This window comes from Bradyrhizobium sp. CCBAU 53338 (assembly GCF_015291665.1).
GTDB lineage: Bacteria > Pseudomonadota > Alphaproteobacteria > Rhizobiales > Xanthobacteraceae > Bradyrhizobium.
Window position 1 is genome coordinate 4,538,786 of record NZ_CP030048.1, and the last position, 16,929, is coordinate 4,555,714.

20 protein-coding genes and 1 pseudogene are annotated in these 16,929 nt (G+C 64.5%); 4 read left to right on the forward strand and 17 right to left on the reverse strand.

All coding sequences use genetic code 11. From position 1 onward, the window contains the following. Positions 1–65 precede the first annotated feature (65 nt). The 5 genes from XH90_RS21475 to XH90_RS21495 all read right to left on the reverse strand — a co-directional run bounded on the left by XH90_RS21475 (position 66) and on the right by XH90_RS21495 (position 3,092). Positions 66–209, reverse strand: coding sequence for a hypothetical protein (locus tag XH90_RS21475; protein ID WP_194476334.1), 144 nt, complete (start codon positions 207–209; stop codon positions 66–68). A 111-nt stretch (positions 210–320) separates the two neighbouring features. Beyond that, positions 321–986, reverse strand: a complete 666-nt coding sequence (locus tag XH90_RS21480) for a DUF429 domain-containing protein (protein WP_194476335.1) — start codon at positions 984–986, stop codon at positions 321–323. Between the two features lie 98 nt (positions 987–1,084). Beyond that, positions 1,085–1,606, reverse strand: a complete 522-nt coding sequence (locus XH90_RS21485) for an RNA polymerase sigma factor (RefSeq protein ID WP_194476336.1) — start codon at positions 1,604–1,606, stop codon at positions 1,085–1,087. After that, positions 1,603–1,812 (reverse strand): DUF2892 domain-containing protein, encoded by a 210-nt coding sequence (locus XH90_RS21490; protein WP_194476337.1) that lies wholly within the window; start codon positions 1,810–1,812, stop codon positions 1,603–1,605. The genes XH90_RS21485 and XH90_RS21490 overlap by 4 nt, the downstream gene beginning before the upstream one ends. 95 nt (positions 1,813–1,907) lie before the next feature. Beyond that, positions 1,908–3,092 (reverse strand): serine hydrolase, encoded by a 1,185-nt coding sequence (locus XH90_RS21495; protein ID WP_194476338.1) that lies wholly within the window; start codon positions 3,090–3,092, stop codon positions 1,908–1,910. Positions 3,093–3,338: 246 nt separating this feature from the next. Between XH90_RS21495 and XH90_RS21500 the strand changes: the two genes are divergently transcribed. Next, positions 3,339–3,902: a hypothetical protein gene (locus tag XH90_RS21500; protein ID WP_194476339.1), complete on the forward strand. Its 564-nt coding sequence runs from the start codon at positions 3,339–3,341 to the stop codon at positions 3,900–3,902. Between the two features lie 31 nt (positions 3,903–3,933). Here the strand turns inward: XH90_RS21500 and XH90_RS21505 are convergent, their stop codons facing one another. From XH90_RS21505 to XH90_RS21530, 6 genes are all read right to left on the reverse strand, one after another. Further along, complete coding sequence (locus XH90_RS21505) at positions 3,934–4,623, reverse strand: GNAT family N-acetyltransferase (RefSeq protein WP_194476340.1); 690 nt, start codon at positions 4,621–4,623, stop codon at positions 3,934–3,936. A gap of 4 nt (positions 4,624–4,627) precedes the next feature. Beyond that, on the reverse strand, positions 4,628–4,975 hold the full coding sequence (locus XH90_RS21510; protein WP_018646107.1) for a Lin0512 family protein: 348 nt from the start codon (positions 4,973–4,975) through the stop codon (positions 4,628–4,630). Positions 4,976–4,999: 24 nt separating this feature from the next. Next, complete coding sequence (locus tag XH90_RS21515; protein ID WP_194476341.1) at positions 5,000–6,826, reverse strand: chloride channel protein; 1,827 nt, start codon at positions 6,824–6,826, stop codon at positions 5,000–5,002. A 106-nt stretch (positions 6,827–6,932) separates the two neighbouring features. Continuing rightward, the gene (locus XH90_RS21520; protein WP_194476342.1) at positions 6,933–8,588 is read right to left on the reverse strand and encodes an acetolactate synthase large subunit; all 1,656 of its coding nucleotides are present in this window, start codon (positions 8,586–8,588) and stop codon (positions 6,933–6,935) included. Positions 8,589–8,802: 214 nt separating this feature from the next. Continuing rightward, positions 8,803–9,429 (reverse strand): PadR family transcriptional regulator, encoded by a 627-nt coding sequence (locus XH90_RS21525; RefSeq protein WP_194476343.1) that lies wholly within the window; start codon positions 9,427–9,429, stop codon positions 8,803–8,805. Between the two features lie 104 nt (positions 9,430–9,533). Further along, positions 9,534–10,085: a carboxymuconolactone decarboxylase family protein gene (locus XH90_RS21530; RefSeq protein ID WP_194476344.1), complete on the reverse strand. Its 552-nt coding sequence runs from the start codon at positions 10,083–10,085 to the stop codon at positions 9,534–9,536. Between the two features lie 189 nt (positions 10,086–10,274). Between XH90_RS21530 and XH90_RS21535 the strand changes: the two genes are divergently transcribed. Next, the gene (locus tag XH90_RS21535; protein ID WP_194476345.1) at positions 10,275–11,153 is read left to right on the forward strand and encodes a helix-turn-helix domain-containing GNAT family N-acetyltransferase; all 879 of its coding nucleotides are present in this window, start codon (positions 10,275–10,277) and stop codon (positions 11,151–11,153) included. Positions 11,154–11,159: 6 nt separating this feature from the next. Here the strand turns inward: XH90_RS21535 and XH90_RS21540 are convergent, their stop codons facing one another. The 4 genes and pseudogenes from XH90_RS21540 to XH90_RS21550 form a co-directional block, all read right to left on the reverse strand. Next, positions 11,160–12,386, reverse strand: coding sequence for an MFS transporter (locus XH90_RS21540; RefSeq protein ID WP_194476346.1), 1,227 nt, complete (start codon positions 12,384–12,386; stop codon positions 11,160–11,162). Between the two features lie 367 nt (positions 12,387–12,753). Continuing rightward, positions 12,754–13,032 (reverse strand): annotated as a pseudogene (locus tag XH90_RS39085) (hypothetical protein); the annotation flags it as partial. Positions 13,033–13,044: 12 nt separating this feature from the next. Next, complete coding sequence (locus tag XH90_RS39090; protein WP_246755546.1) at positions 13,045–13,227, reverse strand: hypothetical protein; 183 nt, start codon at positions 13,225–13,227, stop codon at positions 13,045–13,047. A gap of 19 nt (positions 13,228–13,246) precedes the next feature. Continuing rightward, positions 13,247–13,780: an alpha/beta hydrolase gene (locus XH90_RS21550; protein WP_194476347.1), complete on the reverse strand. Its 534-nt coding sequence runs from the start codon at positions 13,778–13,780 to the stop codon at positions 13,247–13,249. A 137-nt stretch (positions 13,781–13,917) separates the two neighbouring features. Here XH90_RS21550 and XH90_RS21555 point away from each other — a divergent pair, with 137 nt between their 5' ends. Further along, positions 13,918–14,367: an Lrp/AsnC family transcriptional regulator gene (locus tag XH90_RS21555; RefSeq protein WP_246755547.1), complete on the forward strand. Its 450-nt coding sequence runs from the start codon at positions 13,918–13,920 to the stop codon at positions 14,365–14,367. A gap of 10 nt (positions 14,368–14,377) precedes the next feature. Further along, positions 14,378–14,875, forward strand: coding sequence for a peptide deformylase (locus tag XH90_RS21560; protein WP_194476349.1), 498 nt, complete (start codon positions 14,378–14,380; stop codon positions 14,873–14,875). Positions 14,876–14,892: 17 nt separating this feature from the next. Here XH90_RS21560 and XH90_RS21565 read toward each other — a convergent pair whose 3' ends face one another. Continuing rightward, the gene (locus XH90_RS21565; protein WP_194476350.1) at positions 14,893–15,573 is read right to left on the reverse strand and encodes a hypothetical protein; all 681 of its coding nucleotides are present in this window, start codon (positions 15,571–15,573) and stop codon (positions 14,893–14,895) included. Next, on the reverse strand, positions 15,570–16,829 hold the full coding sequence (locus XH90_RS21570) for a serine hydrolase (protein WP_194476351.1): 1,260 nt from the start codon (positions 16,827–16,829) through the stop codon (positions 15,570–15,572). The genes XH90_RS21565 and XH90_RS21570 overlap by 4 nt, the downstream gene beginning before the upstream one ends. Between the last annotated feature and the right edge of the window lie 100 nt (positions 16,830–16,929).

Genomic DNA, 16,929 nt, shown 5'->3' on the forward strand with positions numbered 1-16,929 from the left:
CTCGTTCGTGAGATGCCGCATAATCTAGGCGAGCCATCGCACGGCGCAAGGCCAGACCATTTCGACTACAATGGACGCAGCAGATGGTTCAGCGCGTAGAGCGCTTCGCTCTGGGCGCGCTGCTCGATGAAGAGTTGCCCCGTGACGAGCAATGCTCCGGTGAAAACGAGCGCGAGCATCGCTGTCGCGAACTGGCTGGCATCATTCATCGCACGAACTCTCTCAATTCGGTTCGCACGGGGAACGCGCGCCGGCCATTGTCGGTTCCGGCATGGCTCAAATAATTTGCCTGTTTTTCCCGGACGCCGCACCCGCCGCCCTCAATAGTTGATCTCCATCCGCAGTCCGCGCGGATCGATTTCGTCTCCACCGACACGCTGCGTGCTGTCCCGCGCCGCCACCGCACAGGCGCAGGCATCAATGAGATCGTCGCGGCCGATGCCGGTGCCGTGGCGCCGCGTCAGCCATTTCGGCAGGCGCGTGAAGCCACGTTGTGCCAGTAGTGCAATGCGCTGCTCCCGGCCCTCCGCCGACGTCTTCCTGGCAAGCCGGACTTGTCCCGCGAGATTCCAGAAGATCAATTCCGGATGCGCCTCGCCGATTGTTGCCTGCTGTGCCGGCGTCATGATCTGGTCGACGTCTTTGATCTTGTCTCTGATGTTCCAGAGCTGCGCCGACACGCCCCTGCCCTTGCCTTCCTGCTCCCAGTAGTGGCTGTTGGCCGCGGTCATGTCGGGAAACGTCCAGAGGTCGCGGCGGGCGCCGAGGAATACCGCGGGGCCCACCATCTCGCGCGCCCGCAAGTCGCAGATCCGATAGCCGCTCGGCTTCAACCCGATCGGCATGTCGATCATCGCGCGCGCATGCGGCATCGCGAGCAGGCGCGTCAGACCCGGCGAATAGTCGAATCCATGCTGGCCGCGATCATCGATCCACGCGGCGACCCAGCCGAAACGAAAGCCGTCGAGACCGAGATAATTCTTCACACGTCCCGCCGTGCCTCCAATGAACGCTCGCTCATCTCTCACCCCCATGCCGCGGGGAATCGACTTCCGATCGTCAGAGCTTGACAACAGCTCGTGACTCACCTCGTCAGATACTCGCGCAACAAGGCGCGGGCGCGATGCAGGCGCGCTTTCACGGTCTGCCGCGTGGCCCCAAGCGCCTCGGCAATTTCGTCGATCGTCATCTCCTCGACGTCGCGCATCAGCGCGACATCGCGGTAATGCGGCGGCAGCGCCTCGAAGGCTGCGGCGACGTCTAGCCGCAAATCGGCCTCGGGACGCGACAGCAGCGCAGCCTCCGCTTCGGTATCGTCGATCGACGGCGCAAGGCCCGCCTTGCGGGCGAGCCGGAGGCATTCGCGACGGACCACGCTGAACAGCCAAGCGGACATTGCAAGCAGCGAGCGGATCGTGCCGACATGACGGAACAGGATCCACAGCGCTTCCTGCGCGGCATCCTCGGCATCCGCCGAACTCCGGCAGGTGGCTCGTGCGTAGCGGCGGATGTCCGGCTGCGCCGTTTCGAGCAGGCCGGCGATCGCCTCGATATCGCCGAGCCGCGCTGCCTCGAACTGGTCCAGCGAGATCGCAGCCGCGTTCACGACACGCCTCCCCTGCCGATGCCGGCCATCGCGCACATCGGACAATAGCCGACGAGACCGGTCAGCGCGAAGCCGGCGCCGCCAAGCGCGACCAACCATGCCGCCGGACCAGCGAGATAGACCAATGCCACGACCGCCACCGCGATCCCTGCTGCAACCCGCACCGCCTGGTGCATGCCGCCGATATTCTTCCTGTAAAACGCCATCGCATCCTCCGAGACGAGCCGAGGCTGATAGCCTCGACCACAGAGAGAGCGCGATGGCCAAAAAGGATTCGCCAGGCTGGGCATTTTTTTCGCGGTCAGCCTCCGACGGCCTGGTAGGCAATGCGCTTGAACTCGAAGAAGAACGGGTTCCAGAAGCCCATATGGCGCTGGGCCATCAGGACGCCTGCAGTATTTGCCTGCGGGCAGATCCACCAATGGGTGCCGGCAAGGCCCCCCCACTGGAATTCGCCGGTGGAGTGCGGGGGATCGAACGGCGTCGGCGCGAAGGTCACGGCGCCGCCGAGGCCAAAGCCCTTGCCGGGTATCGGGCCGAGATTGGCGAAACGGATGGTCTGGCCTGCCGGTAGCTGGTTGGTCATCATCTGCCGCAAGGTCTCAGGCTTCAGCAGCGAATCCGGCCCAGGCACCAGCGCCTTCACCAAGGCCAGCATATCCGGCAAGGTCGAGACCAGACCGCCGCCCCCCGACAGCCGCGGGAACGGCCGCCGATAGGCCTGCGGATACGGCAGATTGTCAGCGCGCGTCAGGCCCGGCTTCATCGGATCGAGCACATCCGTCCCGGTGTAATGCGCGACCAGCCTGTCCTGCTGCGCCTCAGGCACGGAGAAGCCGGTATCGGTCATGCCGAGCGGATCGAAGATGCGCACCTTGAGGAAGACATCGAGCGGCTTGCCCGAGACAACCTCCACGACACGGCCGAGCACGTCGGTCGCCACCGAATATTCCCAGGACATGCCGGGATGATAGGACAGCGGCAGATCTGCGAGCTGGTCGATCATGTCGGGCAGCGGCGTCAGCGGATTGAGCACACGCGCGTCGTTGTAGCCCTTGAACAGCACAGTGCCGGGATCGAAGATGCCGTAGCTGAGGCCGGACGTATGGGTCAGCAGGTGCCGGATCGTGATCGGGCTTTTCGCCGGCTCGACATCGGCGAGGCTCGACGCACCCTGCTTCAGCACCTTCCGATTGCCGAGTTGCGGCAGGAATTTCTCGACCGGATCATCGAGCCCGATGCGGCCCTCCTCGACCAGCAGCATGATCGCCGAGGTCACGAAGATCTTGGTGTTGGAGAACGCGCGAAAAATATGGTCGGGCCGCAGCGCCGTCTTCGCCTCGCGATCGGCAAAGCCGACGCATTGCTGATCGACCACCTCGCGCCCGCGCAGCACCGCCCAGGACACGCCGGGAATGATCTCCTGGTCCACGTAGCGCTGCATCGCCGTCCGTGCAGCGGAAAAATCTTGCGTTCTGGCATCCATGGACTGGTCTCTCCCCGACATGATTGCGATGGATATAGCAACGAATCGGCTGCGGGGAAGCCTGTTCGCGTCAGGCGTGGACCGCACCGGCCAGACCCGGATTTTTGTTTCACCGCGTGTTCGTCCCGGCGCGAGCAACACAACGAAAACGCCAGCAATCCCTGCGGCAAGACCTCGTTAAGCGCGCGACCTTTAGCCTCACACCCATGTTCAGCGTATCCACAACTTCACCAGGGGTGACCGGCAATGACCTCGATTTCTGCAACGACCAGCAATTCCTACTCTCCACTCGACCGCCTCAAGAGCGAACTCACCAAGGAAGTCTCGGCGGGCACCATCTCGTCGAGTGATGAATCCGCGCTGTCGTCCGCGCTTGACGACATCGATTCGGCGATGAAGAGCGGCGCATCGAGCACGAGCTCCTCGTCGCCGCCCTCCTCCGACGAGATGCAATCCAAGATCGACGATCTCATCCAGAGCGAAGTGTCGAGCGGCAAGCTGACCAGCGACCAGGCGAGCGAGTTGAAGAACGTGTTCGCCAACACCTTCTCCGGCAGCGCCGATGGCCCAGGTGGACCGCCGCCCCCACCACCGACGGATGGGACCAGCGACTCATCGAGCACGAGCAGTACCGACTCAACCTCCTCGTCCGATTCCTCCTCCAGCTCGTCCTCGACCACCACCGCGGAGCTGATGAAGGAACTGATCTCGCTGCTTCAGAACGCAACCAGCCAGTCGACTTCCTATGGCTCCAGCGGCAATTCCAACTCGTCTTCGGCGAGTTCGCTGCTCGTCGACTACAAGACCTGATCGCAATGGCCCGGCGGACGCCGCCGGGCCATCATTCCTTCATGAAGGCCGTGACGTGCAGGCGGCGGCGGATGCGCATGCCCTGCCGCTCGTACAGCGCGATCGCAGACGTGTTGCTCGAAAACACGTGCAGGAACGGAATTTCGCCACGCGCCTCGATCCGGCGCGCGACGGCCGCGAGCAGCGCCTGCGCATAACCGCGCCCGCGGTAGTCAGGGTGGACGCAGACCGCCGTCATCTCGACGAACTTGCCGGGCTTCATCCGCTCGCCCGTCATCGCGACCAATTCGCCTCCGGCGCGAATGCCGAGGAACGTACCCAGTTCGTGCGTTCGCGCGGCAAACGGCCCCGGCTTGGTCAGCGTCGTCAGCGCCGTCATCGCAGGAACGTCGGCCTTGCCGAGCGTGACGACCTCGGCGTCGCGCAGCGGGCAATCGGCGGGTGAGCCGATCATCTGCTCGCCACTCTCCGCGATCACGACCTTGAATCCAGCGGGAACGTCGACCGGCTCCGGCGTGAACAGCGCGACAACCTGCGACGGCAACATGAGTTCGCCGAGCGCGGCGAAACTCGCCGCGGACAGGTCGACCATGTCGGCGAACGGCGTCATGTCCACGGGATAACGCAGCGCGCGCGGCCCGCCCTCCGCCAGATGCTTCTGGCTCGTCGTCAGTGCACTCCAGATCGGACGATCCAGCAGCGCCTCATCGCTGTCGGACACCGGCTCAGTCCTTGTCGAAGCTGACGATCACGGCCGCATTGGCGATCAGGATGGGGTCGTTGGCTACCTCCGTGGCCGACGGAATCTCCAGCCCGCCCTTGACCGCGGTGACGGTCACGGTGCCGTAGGGCAGCTCCTTCGCGACGGCCTCCTTGTCAACCGCCTCCGGGTTCGGCACCCCGATGGTAACATCGACGAACATGTCGTTCGCGGTCTTGCCGATCATCCGGAAGAAGCCGAGGCTCGAATGCCTGATGGCATCAGAAACGGCACGCTTCGCCGCCTTGGTCGCGTCCCGGCCGTGAACGTCGACGCCCATGCCCATCTCGGTAACACAACGAACGCGAGTCATGTTCATTCCTGTCGGTGCTGGAGTTCAGAGGGGCAGACCTTCCGCGATCCGCGCCTCCGGCACAAGCGCCTTTTCGCGCAGGAAATAGGCGTTGCGGTCCTCCTCCTGCGCGTTCACGACTGCGCGAATTCGCAGCAAATCCTTGCGAGCGACGAGGCCAACGACGCGATGGCTGGCACGATCGACCACCGGCAGCCGCCCGAGATCGGAGGCGACCATGAGATCGGCAACCCGCCCGAGCACGTCGTCGGGATGCGCGACCACGCTGGAGCTGTCCGAGACGACGTCATCCAGCGTCGCCGCCTGATGATTACCCTCGGTGCGCCAGCGCAGCACGTCGGCGCGGGTGACCATGCCGCTCAATCGTCCATCGGCAGCCACGACAGGATAGGATTTGTGACGGCGCTGGTCCGACGTGAAGAAAGCCACGGCCGCGTCGACCGACATGTCGACCGGCAGTGTGTCGACTCTCGTGACCATGACATCGGCCGTGCGCATCAGCTCGAACGGGTCGATCGCGTATTCGCGGGTGATGTGCTGGCCGCGGCGCGCGATCTTCTCGGTCAGGATCGAGCGCTTGAGCAACAGTACCGTGACGGCGTGCGCCGCGCCGGTCGCCGCCAGCAGCGGCAGCAGCATGTCGATATTGCCGGTCAGCTCGATCGCGAACATCACGCCGGTCAGCGGCGAACGCATCGTGCCGCCCATCATCGCCGCCATGCCGACCAGCGCCCAGAACGATGCGCCACCGGGAAGCAACAGCCCCTCCATCCAGCCGGCCGTGCCGCCGAGAATGAGCAGCGGCGCCAGCACGCCGCCCGACGTGCCCGAGCTGAGCGCGACCACCCAGATCACGGACTTCACCAACAAGAGCCGGATCGCCTCGTCGCGCACCATGTGACCGGACAACAGATCCGCAATGACGTCGTAGCCGACGCCGAGCGCGCGGGGATCGATGAGCCCGCCGAGGCCGACGACAAGGCCGCCGAGCATCGGCCACCACATCCAGTGCATCGGCAGATGATCGAACAAATCCTCGATCGCGTAGAGCAGCCGCGTCATCAGGCCGGATTGCAGGCCGGCGACGACGCCGACGCCGATTGCGGCGGCAAGCCCCCACCAGGGCAGATCCGGCCGCTCCGCGAAGGGAAACAGCGGTCCGGTCCCGAACAGCAGCGGGCGCCACGCCGCCGAGACCACCGCTCCCGTCACCACGGGGAGGAAGCTGCGCGGCTTCCATTCGAACAGCAGCAGCTCGACCGCGAGCAGCACCGCCGCAATCGGCGTACCGAAGATCGCCGTCATGCCGGCGGCCGCGCCGGCGACCAGCAGCGTCTTGCGTTCGGCCGCGGTGAGATGGAAGCACTGGGCGAAGATCGAACCGATCGCGCCGCCCGTCATGATGATCGGTCCCTCGGCGCCGAACGGACCGCCGCTTCCGATCGACACCGCCGAGGACAGCGGCTTCAGGATCGCGACCTTCGGCTGCATCCGGCTGCCGCCGATCAGGATCGCCTCGATCGCCTCGGGGATGCCGTGGCCCCGGATCTTCTCCGAGCCGAACCGCGCCATCAATCCGATCACGAGACCGCCGAGCGCTGGTGCCAGCACCATCCATATCCCGGGATGGGCATTGGCCAGCGAGACGTTCCCGGTGCTGACATGGCCGAACCAGACCAGATTGGTCACCAGCGCAATCAGCTTCAGCAGCACCCAGGAGGCCCCAGCACTGATGCTGCCGACCAGCAGCGCCATGCCGATCAGGACCAGCACGCGGCGGTCGGCGGTAAAATCTCCGGGCTTGCCGCGATGACGCGGGAGGCCACCGGTCATGTCGGGAGGCTGGCGCATGAATTGCTCTTGTCGGGAGGATTCTTCGCGCCTGCAATATATCGTAGCACGATATATATCAAGGAATGTCTGGTATGATCCTCCCGGCAATTTCTGAGAGTTTCCCTTATTTCTGCCGCGCCCGCAGCTCGTCGACCAGCACTCGTACGTTCTCCGAATAGTCGATCGGAATCGAAACCAGGTGCACGCCGCCTTCCTTGAATGCCGCGTCGAGGGTCGGACCAAAGCTGTCGATGCTTTCGATACGGTGACCCTTGGCGCCATAGGCCTTGGCATAGAGCGCAAAATCGGGGTTGCCGAACGTCATGCCATAATCGGCAAAGTGGTCGACGGCCTGCTTCCAGCGGATCATGCCGTAAGCGTTGTCCTCCAGCACCAGCACCACCAGATTCAGCTTGAGGCGGACGGCGGTCTCCATCTCCTGGCTGTTCATCATGAAGCCGCCGTCGCCGGCGACCGCGAGCACGCGGCGGTTGGGATAAAGCATTGCGGCCATCATCGCCGACGGCAGGCCGGCACCCATCGTCGCAAGCGCGTTGTCGAGCAAGAGCGTGTTGGCGACACGGGTGCGATAGTTGCGCGCGAACCAGATCTTGTACATCCCGTTGTCGAGCGCGACGATGCCGTTCTCGGGGATGATCTGGCGGATGTCGTGCACGATCCGCTGCGGCGTCGGCGGCCAGCGCGTCTCGGTGGCGCGGTCGGCGATGTGGTTGAGGATCTCTTCGCGGAGCGGCAACAGCGCGGCCGCCTGCGGCAGCTTGCCTTCGAGGCGATCGGCCAGAAGCTCCAGGCTCGGGCCGACATCGCCGACCACCTCGGCATCGGGGAAGTAGACCAGCTCGACGCTGGCGGAAGTGTAGCTGACGTGGATGACCTTCGGCCCCGACGGCCCCATGATGAAGGGCGGCTTCTCGATCGGATCATGGCCGATCGCCACGATCAGGTCGGCGGCGTCGATGGCGTCGTGAACGTAGTCGCGCTCGGACAGCGCCGCGGTGCCCATGTAGAGATTGGTGCCGCCGGGAACGGTGCCCTTGCCCATTTGCGTCGTGAAGAACGGGATGCCGGTTCGCCGCACGAAGCTGGCGATGCCGTGTGTCGAGCGAGGCCGGCTGGTCGCGGCGCCCATCATCACCAGCGGACGCTTTGCGGCCAAGATCATCTCGGCGGCGCGATCGAGCGCGGCACGGTGGGCGACGGGGATCTCGATCGGATGGATCGGGATCACGGGAACAGCTTCGACTTCGTCGCCGGCGATGTCCTCGGGCAGTTCGAGATGCACCGGTCCCGGCCGCTCCTCCATTGCAACGCGAAAGGCGTCGCGCACCACCGTCGGAATTGATGAGGCGCTGACGATCTGCCGCGACAGCTTCGTCAGCGGCTTCATCGTCGCGACCACGTCCACGATCTGGAAACGCGCCTGCCGGCTGCTCATGATCGGCTTCTGGCCGGTGATGAGGATCATCGGCATCGCGCCGAGATGCGCGTAGGCCGCGCCGGTCGACAGGTTGAGCGCGCCGGGGCCGAGGGTCGAGAGACACACTCCGGGCTTGCCGGTCAGCCTTCCGTGGGTCGCCGCCATGAAGGCGGCGGCCTGCTCGTGGCGCGTCAGGACCAGCTCGATCTTGGACGTGCGCAGCGATTCGACGAGGTCGAGGTTCTCCTCGCCGGGCACACCGAAAATGCGGTCGACGCCCTCGTTCTCCAGCGCAGCGACGAACAGGTCCGATCCTTTGACTTTGCGTTCCTGCCCGCTCATGTCGCCTCCGCGGTCGTTAGCTCCCGCTTCCGCCGGGAACCTCGCTCGCATCGTAACCGCGCGGCGCTCGGGCACAACTCACAATGCAGGTGGCTTTTCAGGGTGCACGAATTTTCCGCTGCCGCTCGCCTTGCAGGCGCGCGATCACGGCGTTGACGCGCGGATCTTGAACCGGGCTGTGCGGCCGATCAGTCATTTCCACGCATTCGTATCGTCACTTGCCCATGATTTCCGCTGCCGCGCGCTCCAGGATGCCGGCGATGCGACGTGCTTCGGCGGAGTCGCTGCCGTGCTTGGTCCGCAGCGCGCGCTTGAGGTTGTGGCGGGCGCGATGAAGCTCGTCGGAGGCATCGGCATCGAGATCGCTGACGCCGGCAAAGGCCTCGCGCACCTCGTCCATGCGGCGTCCGATCCGCGACAGCGCCTGGAGGATCGCATCCGCGGTGCCGCGCTGCTCGGCCAAATAAGCCTCGCCCTGCGGCGTGATGCTGTAGAGCTTGCGGCCGCCATCCTGCGCGACGTTCGCGTTGCCGACCTCTTCGAGATAGGTCAGCGCCGGATAGATCACGCCGGGGCTCGGCGTGTAGAATCCCTCCGAGCGCTCCTCGATGATCTTGATCAGTTCGTAGCCATGCGCCGGCTTGTCGGCGAGCAACGCCAGGATCACGAGCTGGAGATCCTGCGAGGATAGCCGCCTTGCGCCCGGAAAGTCGTCGCCGCCCCGCCCAAAAAAGCCATGCCCGCCGCGGCCGAAACGATGCCGTCCGCCGTGCCGACCCATGGCGAAATGGGCGAAGTGCCCGAAGTGGAAGTCTCTGTGGTCTCGGTGCTTACCAAACATATCTTATGTCTCCTTCTCAAAACATATCTTACGATATAATTTGCGATAGTCTCCGCGCAAATCACGGATCCGTGATCGCCGGCCGAAGCAGCGACCGCCGGCCGCTATTCGGCGGCTTCGCTGTGGGGGACGCCCTGCTCGACCTCCAGCTGGAGAATGTCGTTGAAGCGGTTGAAGGCGCCGCACAGCGCGATGCGCCAGGTCAGCTCGACGATCTGGGCTTCCGAGAAGTGCGCGCGCAGGCGCGCAAAGATCTCGTCGCGCGTCCTGTTCCAGACGTTGGTGACGGCGATCGAATACTCGACGACGAGCTTGTCGAGCTCGTCGAGCTCAGGATGATCCTTGTAATCGACGAGGCGCGCTGCGCCTTCCTCCGATACGCCCTGCACCGCAAGTTTCGGCGCGTGGTGCGAGACGCAGTAGTCGCATTTGTTGAGCAGCGACACCGTGACCAGGGCAAGCTCGAGATGGCGCTTCGAGATCATGCCTTCGCTGGCGAGATCGACCAGCAGCGACCACATGTGCTTGAAGATCGGCGCGCGATGCGCCATCACACCGGCCTGGTTCTCGAACGCGCCATAGGTCGTCATCTTGTCCCACAGCGGTCTCAGCGTCTCCGGCAGATCGTTCCTTGTCTTGATCGAAACGCGCGACATGGCCTGTCACCCCCTGTTGGACGATGCATGCTGCCACACGGGCGGGCCCGCGCGCTACCTTTCGATCGCAAACGCATGACACCCAAGACAAGGGCGTCGGCGACGGCGGATGGACAATTTTCATCCTCTTATCGGGAAAATGCCGTGCGGCAATTGACGTCAAACGTAATATCTGACTAAAGTCAGACAATGTTCGATCCAGTCTCCCGCGTCCGCCGCTTCAACCGCGCCGTAACCTCCGCCGTCGGCGCGCTCGACACGTCCTTCCTCGGGCGCGGGCGGCCGCTCGGGGCGGCGCGTGTGCTCAATGCGATCGGCCATGGCCGCTCCGACGTCGGCGAAATCCGCGACTATCTCGGCCTCGATTCCGGGCTGATGAGCCGGCTGTTGCGCAGCCTGGAGGATGAAGGCCTGATCGAGACGCAAGCGCATGAGGACGATGCGCGGCGCCGCGTGGCGCGCCTGACGCGCGCGGGCAAGCGCGAATTCGCAGCCTATGAGGCGATGTCGAACGAGCAAGCCGAAGGCTTCCTCGCTCGAAACTCGCAAGCCGAGGCGCTGCTGGCGGCGATGGATCTGATCGCCTCGGCGCTGACGCGGGATCGTATCGCGCTCACCGACATGGATCCGCGCAGCGACGAGGCGCGCCATTGCCTCGGCGAGTACTACGCCGAGCTCGGCCGCCGCTTCAAACAGGGCTTTGACGTTTCGCTGTCGCGCGATCCTGACGCCAAGGACATGCGCCGGCCGCGCGGAAGCTTCATCGTCGCGATGTCGGACACGCTGCCGATCGGCTGCGTCGGCCTGAAGGGCACCGATCACGGCTATGCCGAGATCAAGCGCCTGTGGGTCGCGCCGGCCGCGCGGGGATTGGGACTCGGCAAGCGCCTGATGGACGTGGCCGAGGATGCCGCGCGCTCGCTCGGCATCGCCCTGTTGCGGCTCGACACCAACAGCGCGCTGCCGGAGGCCGGCCGGCTGTACCGCACCACCGGATGGCGCGAGATCCCGCGCTTCAACGACGATCCGTACCCGGATCTGTTCTTCGAAAAACAGATCCGGGCCTAGGTTCCGTCAGGCCGCAACCGGGGCTGGCGCCGGCTGGCTTTGCGGCTTCGGGAACGGACGGAACGTCATCGCCATCAGGAACGCGCCGAGGCCCATCGCCCAGGAGCCGATATAGAGCCAGGCGTAGCTGGAGAAGGCGTCGTAGATCATGCCGCCGGCGAGCGGGCCGGTCGCCATGCCGAGGCTGCCGGCCATCGCCGTGCCGCCGATCACGGTGCCCATCATGCGCAGCGGAAAGTTCTCGCGGATGATCACCGCGTAGAGCGGCATGGTGCCGGCATAGATGAAGCCGAACACCATCGCGACCGCGTAGAAGGTGGTGAGCTGATGGGCGAAGACGTAGGCGAGCGCGCCGAAGGCCTGCGCGAGCAGGCCCGAGACCAGCACGCGCTTGGCCCCCAGGCGATCGCCCATCAGGCCGAAGGCGATGCGGCCGCCGAGACCGGCGAGGCCCTCGACGCTGTAGATCGTCACCGCGGAGATCAGCGGGATGCCGCAGCTCACGGCATAGCTGACGGTGTGGATGATCGGGCCGGAATGGGTGGCGCAGCAGAAGAAATTGGTGGCGAGCAGGATCAGGAATTGCGGCGAGCGCAGCGCTTCGCTCCTGGACATCTCGGCTTGCGCGCCGCCCTCGCCCATCGCCGCCACCGGCGGATTCGCAAGCGCCGGCGGCCGGCGCACCAAGAGCGCGACCGGGATCATGATGGCGCCGACCACCAGCGCCACGATCTGCATCGACGTACGCCAGTCATGATGAGAGACGAGCCAGGCCGCGAACGGCGACATCGTCATCGGCGCCACGCCCATGCCGGCCGACACCAGTGACACCGCGAGACCGCGATGGGTGTCGAACCAGCCGGTGACGGTTGCCATCATCGGCGCGAAGATCGCGGCGCAGGAGGCGCCGGTCATGAGCCCGAACACGAACTGGAAGGCGATCAGCGAGGTCGCATGGCTCGCGGCGAACAGGCTCAGCGCCAGCACCGTCGATCCCGTCAGCACCACCGGCAGCGGCCCGAACTTGTCCGTCAGCGTGCCCCAGATCATGCTGCTGCAGGCCATCGCAAGAAAGCCGATCGTCATCGCGCTGGAGATGCCGGTCACCGACCAGCCGGTGTCCTTGGCGATCGGCTGCAGGAACACCGGCAGCGAAAACATGCCGCCGATGGCGACGCAGCCGAGCAGGCCGCCGGCGGCGACGATCACCCAGCGATATCTGGAAGCAGGCATTTTTGTCTCCCGTCAGGTCTGTCTCACATGGAAGACGAATGGGAATGCTGGAGACCGACACGCTCGCGTCATTTTTCGTAGCAGGCTTTTGCGGCCCGCCAGGAAAAATATCGAAAACAACCCCATGCACAGTAGCCGGCCCCGCGCGATCAATGACTTACGGGGCGGCCAAATCACATGACTCGGAACTCGCGAGACCACAGCAAATTTGACACGTCGGGCAAAACACTGGCATCCTGTCATGATCCCGAAAGCCTCGTCGCACAAGGACGGCACGCCCTATCCGGACAAGTGTCGCGAGCGATTGACGCCTTCGAAACAGCCAAGTGACCATTGCTCTGGATCGGGTAGCATTGCGGCGCGCGGATCATGATTCTTCCTGCGCTTCTTCGACGACCCGCTTCAGAACCGGAAGGGTCATCCGCCAATAGAATTCGACATGCTTAGCTCCGGAGTCCTCGCCGATCTCCCAATCCGGTCCCCTGCGCACCGGTGACGACGGCACCACTTGCTCCACCGTCAAAATCGTCTCCGCGCCGCTGGCCTCCAGCGTCATGGTGATGGTCGAATGGAATTCGGGATGATCGGGCAGACCTGACACGCTGGACCAATAGGTGTATTGCAGCAATTGGTGCCGCTGAACCTCAACAACCTGCCCTTAGTCGCGGTAGCGCCTCGCTCCGATGTTCGCCTCGATCTCAATGAGGTCACCGGCCTGCCAGCCCGTCCTGAAATGGGCGTTGCGCCAGAGCTCCCCGGCATCGGGACTGATCAGAGCCTCCCACACATCACGCGGTTCGGCTGCAATGCCGATCGACTGAAATACCCTATGAAACGACACGGATTGACCTGCTCATCACCTAGATCCGCGCACAAAACGCTGTGAGAATCTGGCGTCCGTCCGGCCAGTCACCGAGATTGCTCGCACCGTTGATGTGCCCCTTCGCGCCGATATTGACCAGCTCGCTGCCCCACTGCCCTGCCCTTGCCTGCACATAGGGCAGCGACGCGTAGGGATCATTGGTGCTGGCCACGATCATCGAGGGAAAGCGAAAGTGCTCTTCCGGCACGGACGTAAACGCCGCAGCCTCGACCGGGAACGCCGGAGACTGCGGATCGGGCACTGCAACCAGAAGCGCGCCCTGCACCGGCGCAGTCGCTTGCTTCTGCCAATGCGCGACAAGCAGACAGGCCAAACTGTGGGCCACGAGCACCGGCGGCGTTGTTGCCGCGCCGACAGCCCGATCCAACGCCGCGATCCAGTCGGCCAGGTCAGGTCGATCCCAGCTCGCCGGACTGAACCTGCGGATGGTGGGATCCGCGAGCTCCCAGTGGCTTTGCCAATGCGCTTCGCCGGAGTTGCCGATCCCGGGCAAATGGATGAATTGCGTCACACCTGACCTCTCGTCTGTCGCCATGCAGGCGCGGAGCATGGCGATTTACATCGACAAACGGAATTGGCATTCATCGGAAAGCGCAGCGCAATTCCGATAGATTAGAGGTCATGACGCGAAGCCAGGATTTCCAGCCCATGCTCGACCCGACCGATGTTGCAATCATCGAGACGCTTCAGGACGATGGCCGCATCAGCGTCTCGGAGTTAGGACGCAAGGTCGGCCTGTCCCAGCCCGCCACCTCGGAGCGGCTGAAGCGGCTGGAGGAGCGCGGGATCATCAGGGCCTATCGCGCGGTGATCGACCCGGCCTCGGTCGGCCTCAACATGATGGCGGTCATCCGCCTGCGGACGACGCACGAGCACATCAAGGCGTGCCTGAAGCAGTTTGCCGAGATGCCCGAGATCATCGAAGTCCTGAGGCTGACGGGCGAGGATTGCTTTCATCTCAAGGTGATCGTGCCCTCACCCGCGGATCTCGAGAGCATCGTCGATGCGATTGCCCGATACGGCTCCGTCACGACCGCCATCGTCTTGCGGAGCGAGCCGCCGAAGCGGATCGGGCGCGAACTGATCCAGAGGGGCTAGCGCGCCATTCATGACCATTCGTCCCATCGTCCGCTATCCCGACCGCCGGCTCGCGATGCCGGCCCGCCCCGTCACCGCCTTCGACGACGGCTTGCGGGAGCTTGCGGCGGACCTGCTGGAGACCATGCGCGCCGCGCCCGGCATCGGCATCACGGCGCCGCATATCGGCGTGCCGTTGCGGCTCGTCGTGCTCGAGCTCGATGCCGTCGCGGGTCCGCAGACCTACGTCAACCCGCAGATCGAGTGGGCTTCGCCCGAGATGATCATGCACAAGGAGGGCAGCGTCTCGATGCCCGGCGTCAACGACGAGGTGCAGCGCCACGCCCGCGTGCGGATCAGCTATCAGGACCTGGAAGGTGTTGCGCAAAGCGAGGAGTCCGAGGCTCTGCGCGCCGTCTGCCATCAGCACGAGATCGACCAGCTCGACGGGATGTTCTGGATCCAGCGGCTGTCGCGGCTGAAGCGGGATCGGCTGGTGAAGAAGTTCGAGAAGATGGGGCGACCGTAGAGGGAGCTCAACGGATTTCAATGCAACTGCTTGCCGCGCCGCCAGGTCGGCTCCAGGCGCAGAAGACGGCCCTGGCTGCCCCGCTTTTCCGGCGGAAGCCAACGCTTGAAATATTGATCGCGGAAACGGAACGGAATGATCGCTTCGGTGCGGTCGATGAAGTCCCGCACGCGCTCCGCGTCCCAGGGCCCCGGATAGACGAAGAGCGGTTGAAGGAAGAGGCGTTGCTGACCGAGTATGAGGCCTAGCCTCGACATAATTGGTCGCGTCTCCGTTTGTGCCGGCAATGCATCGTCAAACTCGGGCCAGCAAAACTGATATCCGAAAGTGAACCAACAGGGACCCAATTCCTGCTTCGGGAATTTGTCGTCATCGAGTGCGAAATCAATTGCGGCGGGAACCTGCGCTTCGCTCAAGGACCAGCTCGGGTGCGTGCGGTAGGGACCGTTCTGCTGGGCCTCCGCACCGAAGATGCCTCGCGCCTCCTCGACCCTCGACGTCGCACCAGCAAGATTCAGCAGCCCGGGCTCATGACATGTGAGCTGAATGTAGTGGCCGAAGGTCGATCGGGTCAGCTCGGCCAGGAACCTTTGCACCGATGGCCAGGCGCGCCGTGGATCCCGAAGCCGGGATTGATGGCCGAAGGACACGGATTTAGGGGCGCGATAGACCACCCACTCGCTGTGACCGGCACTCATCCGCCCGCCACCAGCGCCTTCGCCAGCGCCATGTAGGCCGGCAGCGTCACCGGATCGTTGGCGGCGTTGCCTGCGACGGGGTGCGAAGCGTAGCGCGCGATCACCATCTCGGCCTTGGGATCGACGTAGATGCCCTGCCCGTGCACGCCGCGCGCCATGTAGGCGCCGTGCGCGTTGTGCGTGACCCACCATTGATTGTGGTAGGACGCGCCTGGGAGCGTCGTGTAGCCGGCCGGCTTGAATTTTTCGGGGTCGCCGCCGCGCGCGATGTCCTCGACGACGGACGACGGCACGATCTGGCGGCCATTGAAGCGGCCGTGATTGCGGATGGTCTCGCCGAAACGGGCGAGATCGCGGAGCGTCGTGGAAAGACCGCCACCGCCGCTCTCGGTGCCGATGCGATCGACGTGATAATGCGCGTCTTCCTCCGCGCCCATCGGTTGCCAGATGCGTTCGGAGAGCAGGTCGGACAGCGTCATCCCGCTGGCGCGCCTGATGATCCAGGCCAGCACGTCGGTGTTGACGGTCTTGTAGGAGAAAGCCTTGCCGTGCTCGCCCTGCTTTGTCTGCGACACCAGGAAATCGAAGATCGTGGTCGGGCCGTCATAGTCGGGCGGGATCGGCGCCATGCCGTTGGCGCGGCGCAGGCCCCAGACGTGCGAGTTCTTGTCGGTGTAGACCTCGGTGTATTCGAGGCCCGTGGTCATATCCATGGCCTCGTGCACGCGCGCATCGCCGAACGCGCTCGCCTTCAGCTCCGGCACATACTCTGTGATCGGCGCCTGCGGATCGATCTTGCCTTCGTTGACAAGAATGCCGGCGAGCACGCCGGTGAACGACTTTGTCACCGACATCGCGATATGCGGCTTGTGCGGCTTCAACGCACCAAAGTAGCGCTCATAGATCAGCTTGCCCCGATGCAGCACCGCGATCCCGTCGGTGTAGGTCTCTTCCAGCATCTTTGCGAACGTCATGGGCCGCCCGTCCATCGTGGTCGAAGCGATCGCGCCGATGTCCTGCTCCGCGCGCGGCAACACCGACGCCGGCTCCGCCCCGCGCCAGACGTTCACGGTGGGCACCAGCTGGCGGATGTTGCTCCAGGCCCAGCGGAGTTCGGGGAAGCTGCGGAAGGAGCCGTCCTGGAAGGTGATGAGGCGGTCAGGAGACGGCGGGAAGCCGTGCATATAGCCGAGGGCTTCGGGGTTGGATGAGATGGAGGTTACGGGCGACTGGATAGAGATGGGTGGGACGGACATCGAAGCGGGCTCCGGCGGGCGATTTGGAGGTCGTAGCACGGAGAACGCGGCCGAGATCCCACGATTGTGCTGGATGCCCCTTGACGGTGCAGCAACTGAT

Excerpts from the sequence above, each read along its gene's own strand:
- XH90_RS21525 (WP_194476343.1), bottom strand. The coding sequence starts at position 9,429 with ATGTTTGGTAAGCACCGAGACCACAGAGACTTCCACTTCGGGCACTTC.
- XH90_RS21475 (WP_194476334.1), bottom strand. The coding sequence starts at position 209 with ATGAATGATGCCAGCCAGTTCGCGACAGCGATGCTCGCGCTCGTTTTC.
- XH90_RS21560 (WP_194476349.1), top strand. The coding sequence starts at position 14,378 with ATGACCATTCGTCCCATCGTCCGCTATCCCGACCGCCGGCTCGCGATG.
- XH90_RS21495 (WP_194476338.1), bottom strand. The coding sequence starts at position 3,092 with ATGGATGCCAGAACGCAAGATTTTTCCGCTGCACGGACGGCGATGCAG.
- XH90_RS21565 (WP_194476350.1), bottom strand. The coding sequence starts at position 15,573 with ATGAGTGCCGGTCACAGCGAGTGGGTGGTCTATCGCGCCCCTAAATCC.
- XH90_RS21520 (WP_194476342.1), bottom strand. The coding sequence starts at position 8,588 with ATGAGCGGGCAGGAACGCAAAGTCAAAGGATCGGACCTGTTCGTCGCT.
- XH90_RS21535 (WP_194476345.1), top strand. The coding sequence starts at position 10,275 with ATGTTCGATCCAGTCTCCCGCGTCCGCCGCTTCAACCGCGCCGTAACC.
- XH90_RS21515 (WP_194476341.1), bottom strand. The coding sequence starts at position 6,826 with ATGCGCCAGCCTCCCGACATGACCGGTGGCCTCCCGCGTCATCGCGGC.
- XH90_RS21490 (WP_194476337.1), bottom strand. The coding sequence starts at position 1,812 with ATGGCGTTTTACAGGAAGAATATCGGCGGCATGCACCAGGCGGTGCGG.
- XH90_RS21500 (WP_194476339.1), top strand. The coding sequence starts at position 3,339 with ATGACCTCGATTTCTGCAACGACCAGCAATTCCTACTCTCCACTCGAC.
- XH90_RS21570 (WP_194476351.1), bottom strand. The coding sequence starts at position 16,829 with ATGTCCGTCCCACCCATCTCTATCCAGTCGCCCGTAACCTCCATCTCA.
- XH90_RS21530 (WP_194476344.1), bottom strand. The coding sequence starts at position 10,085 with ATGTCGCGCGTTTCGATCAAGACAAGGAACGATCTGCCGGAGACGCTG.
- XH90_RS21510 (WP_018646107.1), bottom strand. The coding sequence starts at position 4,975 with ATGACTCGCGTTCGTTGTGTTACCGAGATGGGCATGGGCGTCGACGTT.
- XH90_RS21540 (WP_194476346.1), bottom strand. The coding sequence starts at position 12,386 with ATGCCTGCTTCCAGATATCGCTGGGTGATCGTCGCCGCCGGCGGCCTG.
- XH90_RS21555 (WP_246755547.1), top strand. The coding sequence starts at position 13,918 with ATGCTCGACCCGACCGATGTTGCAATCATCGAGACGCTTCAGGACGAT.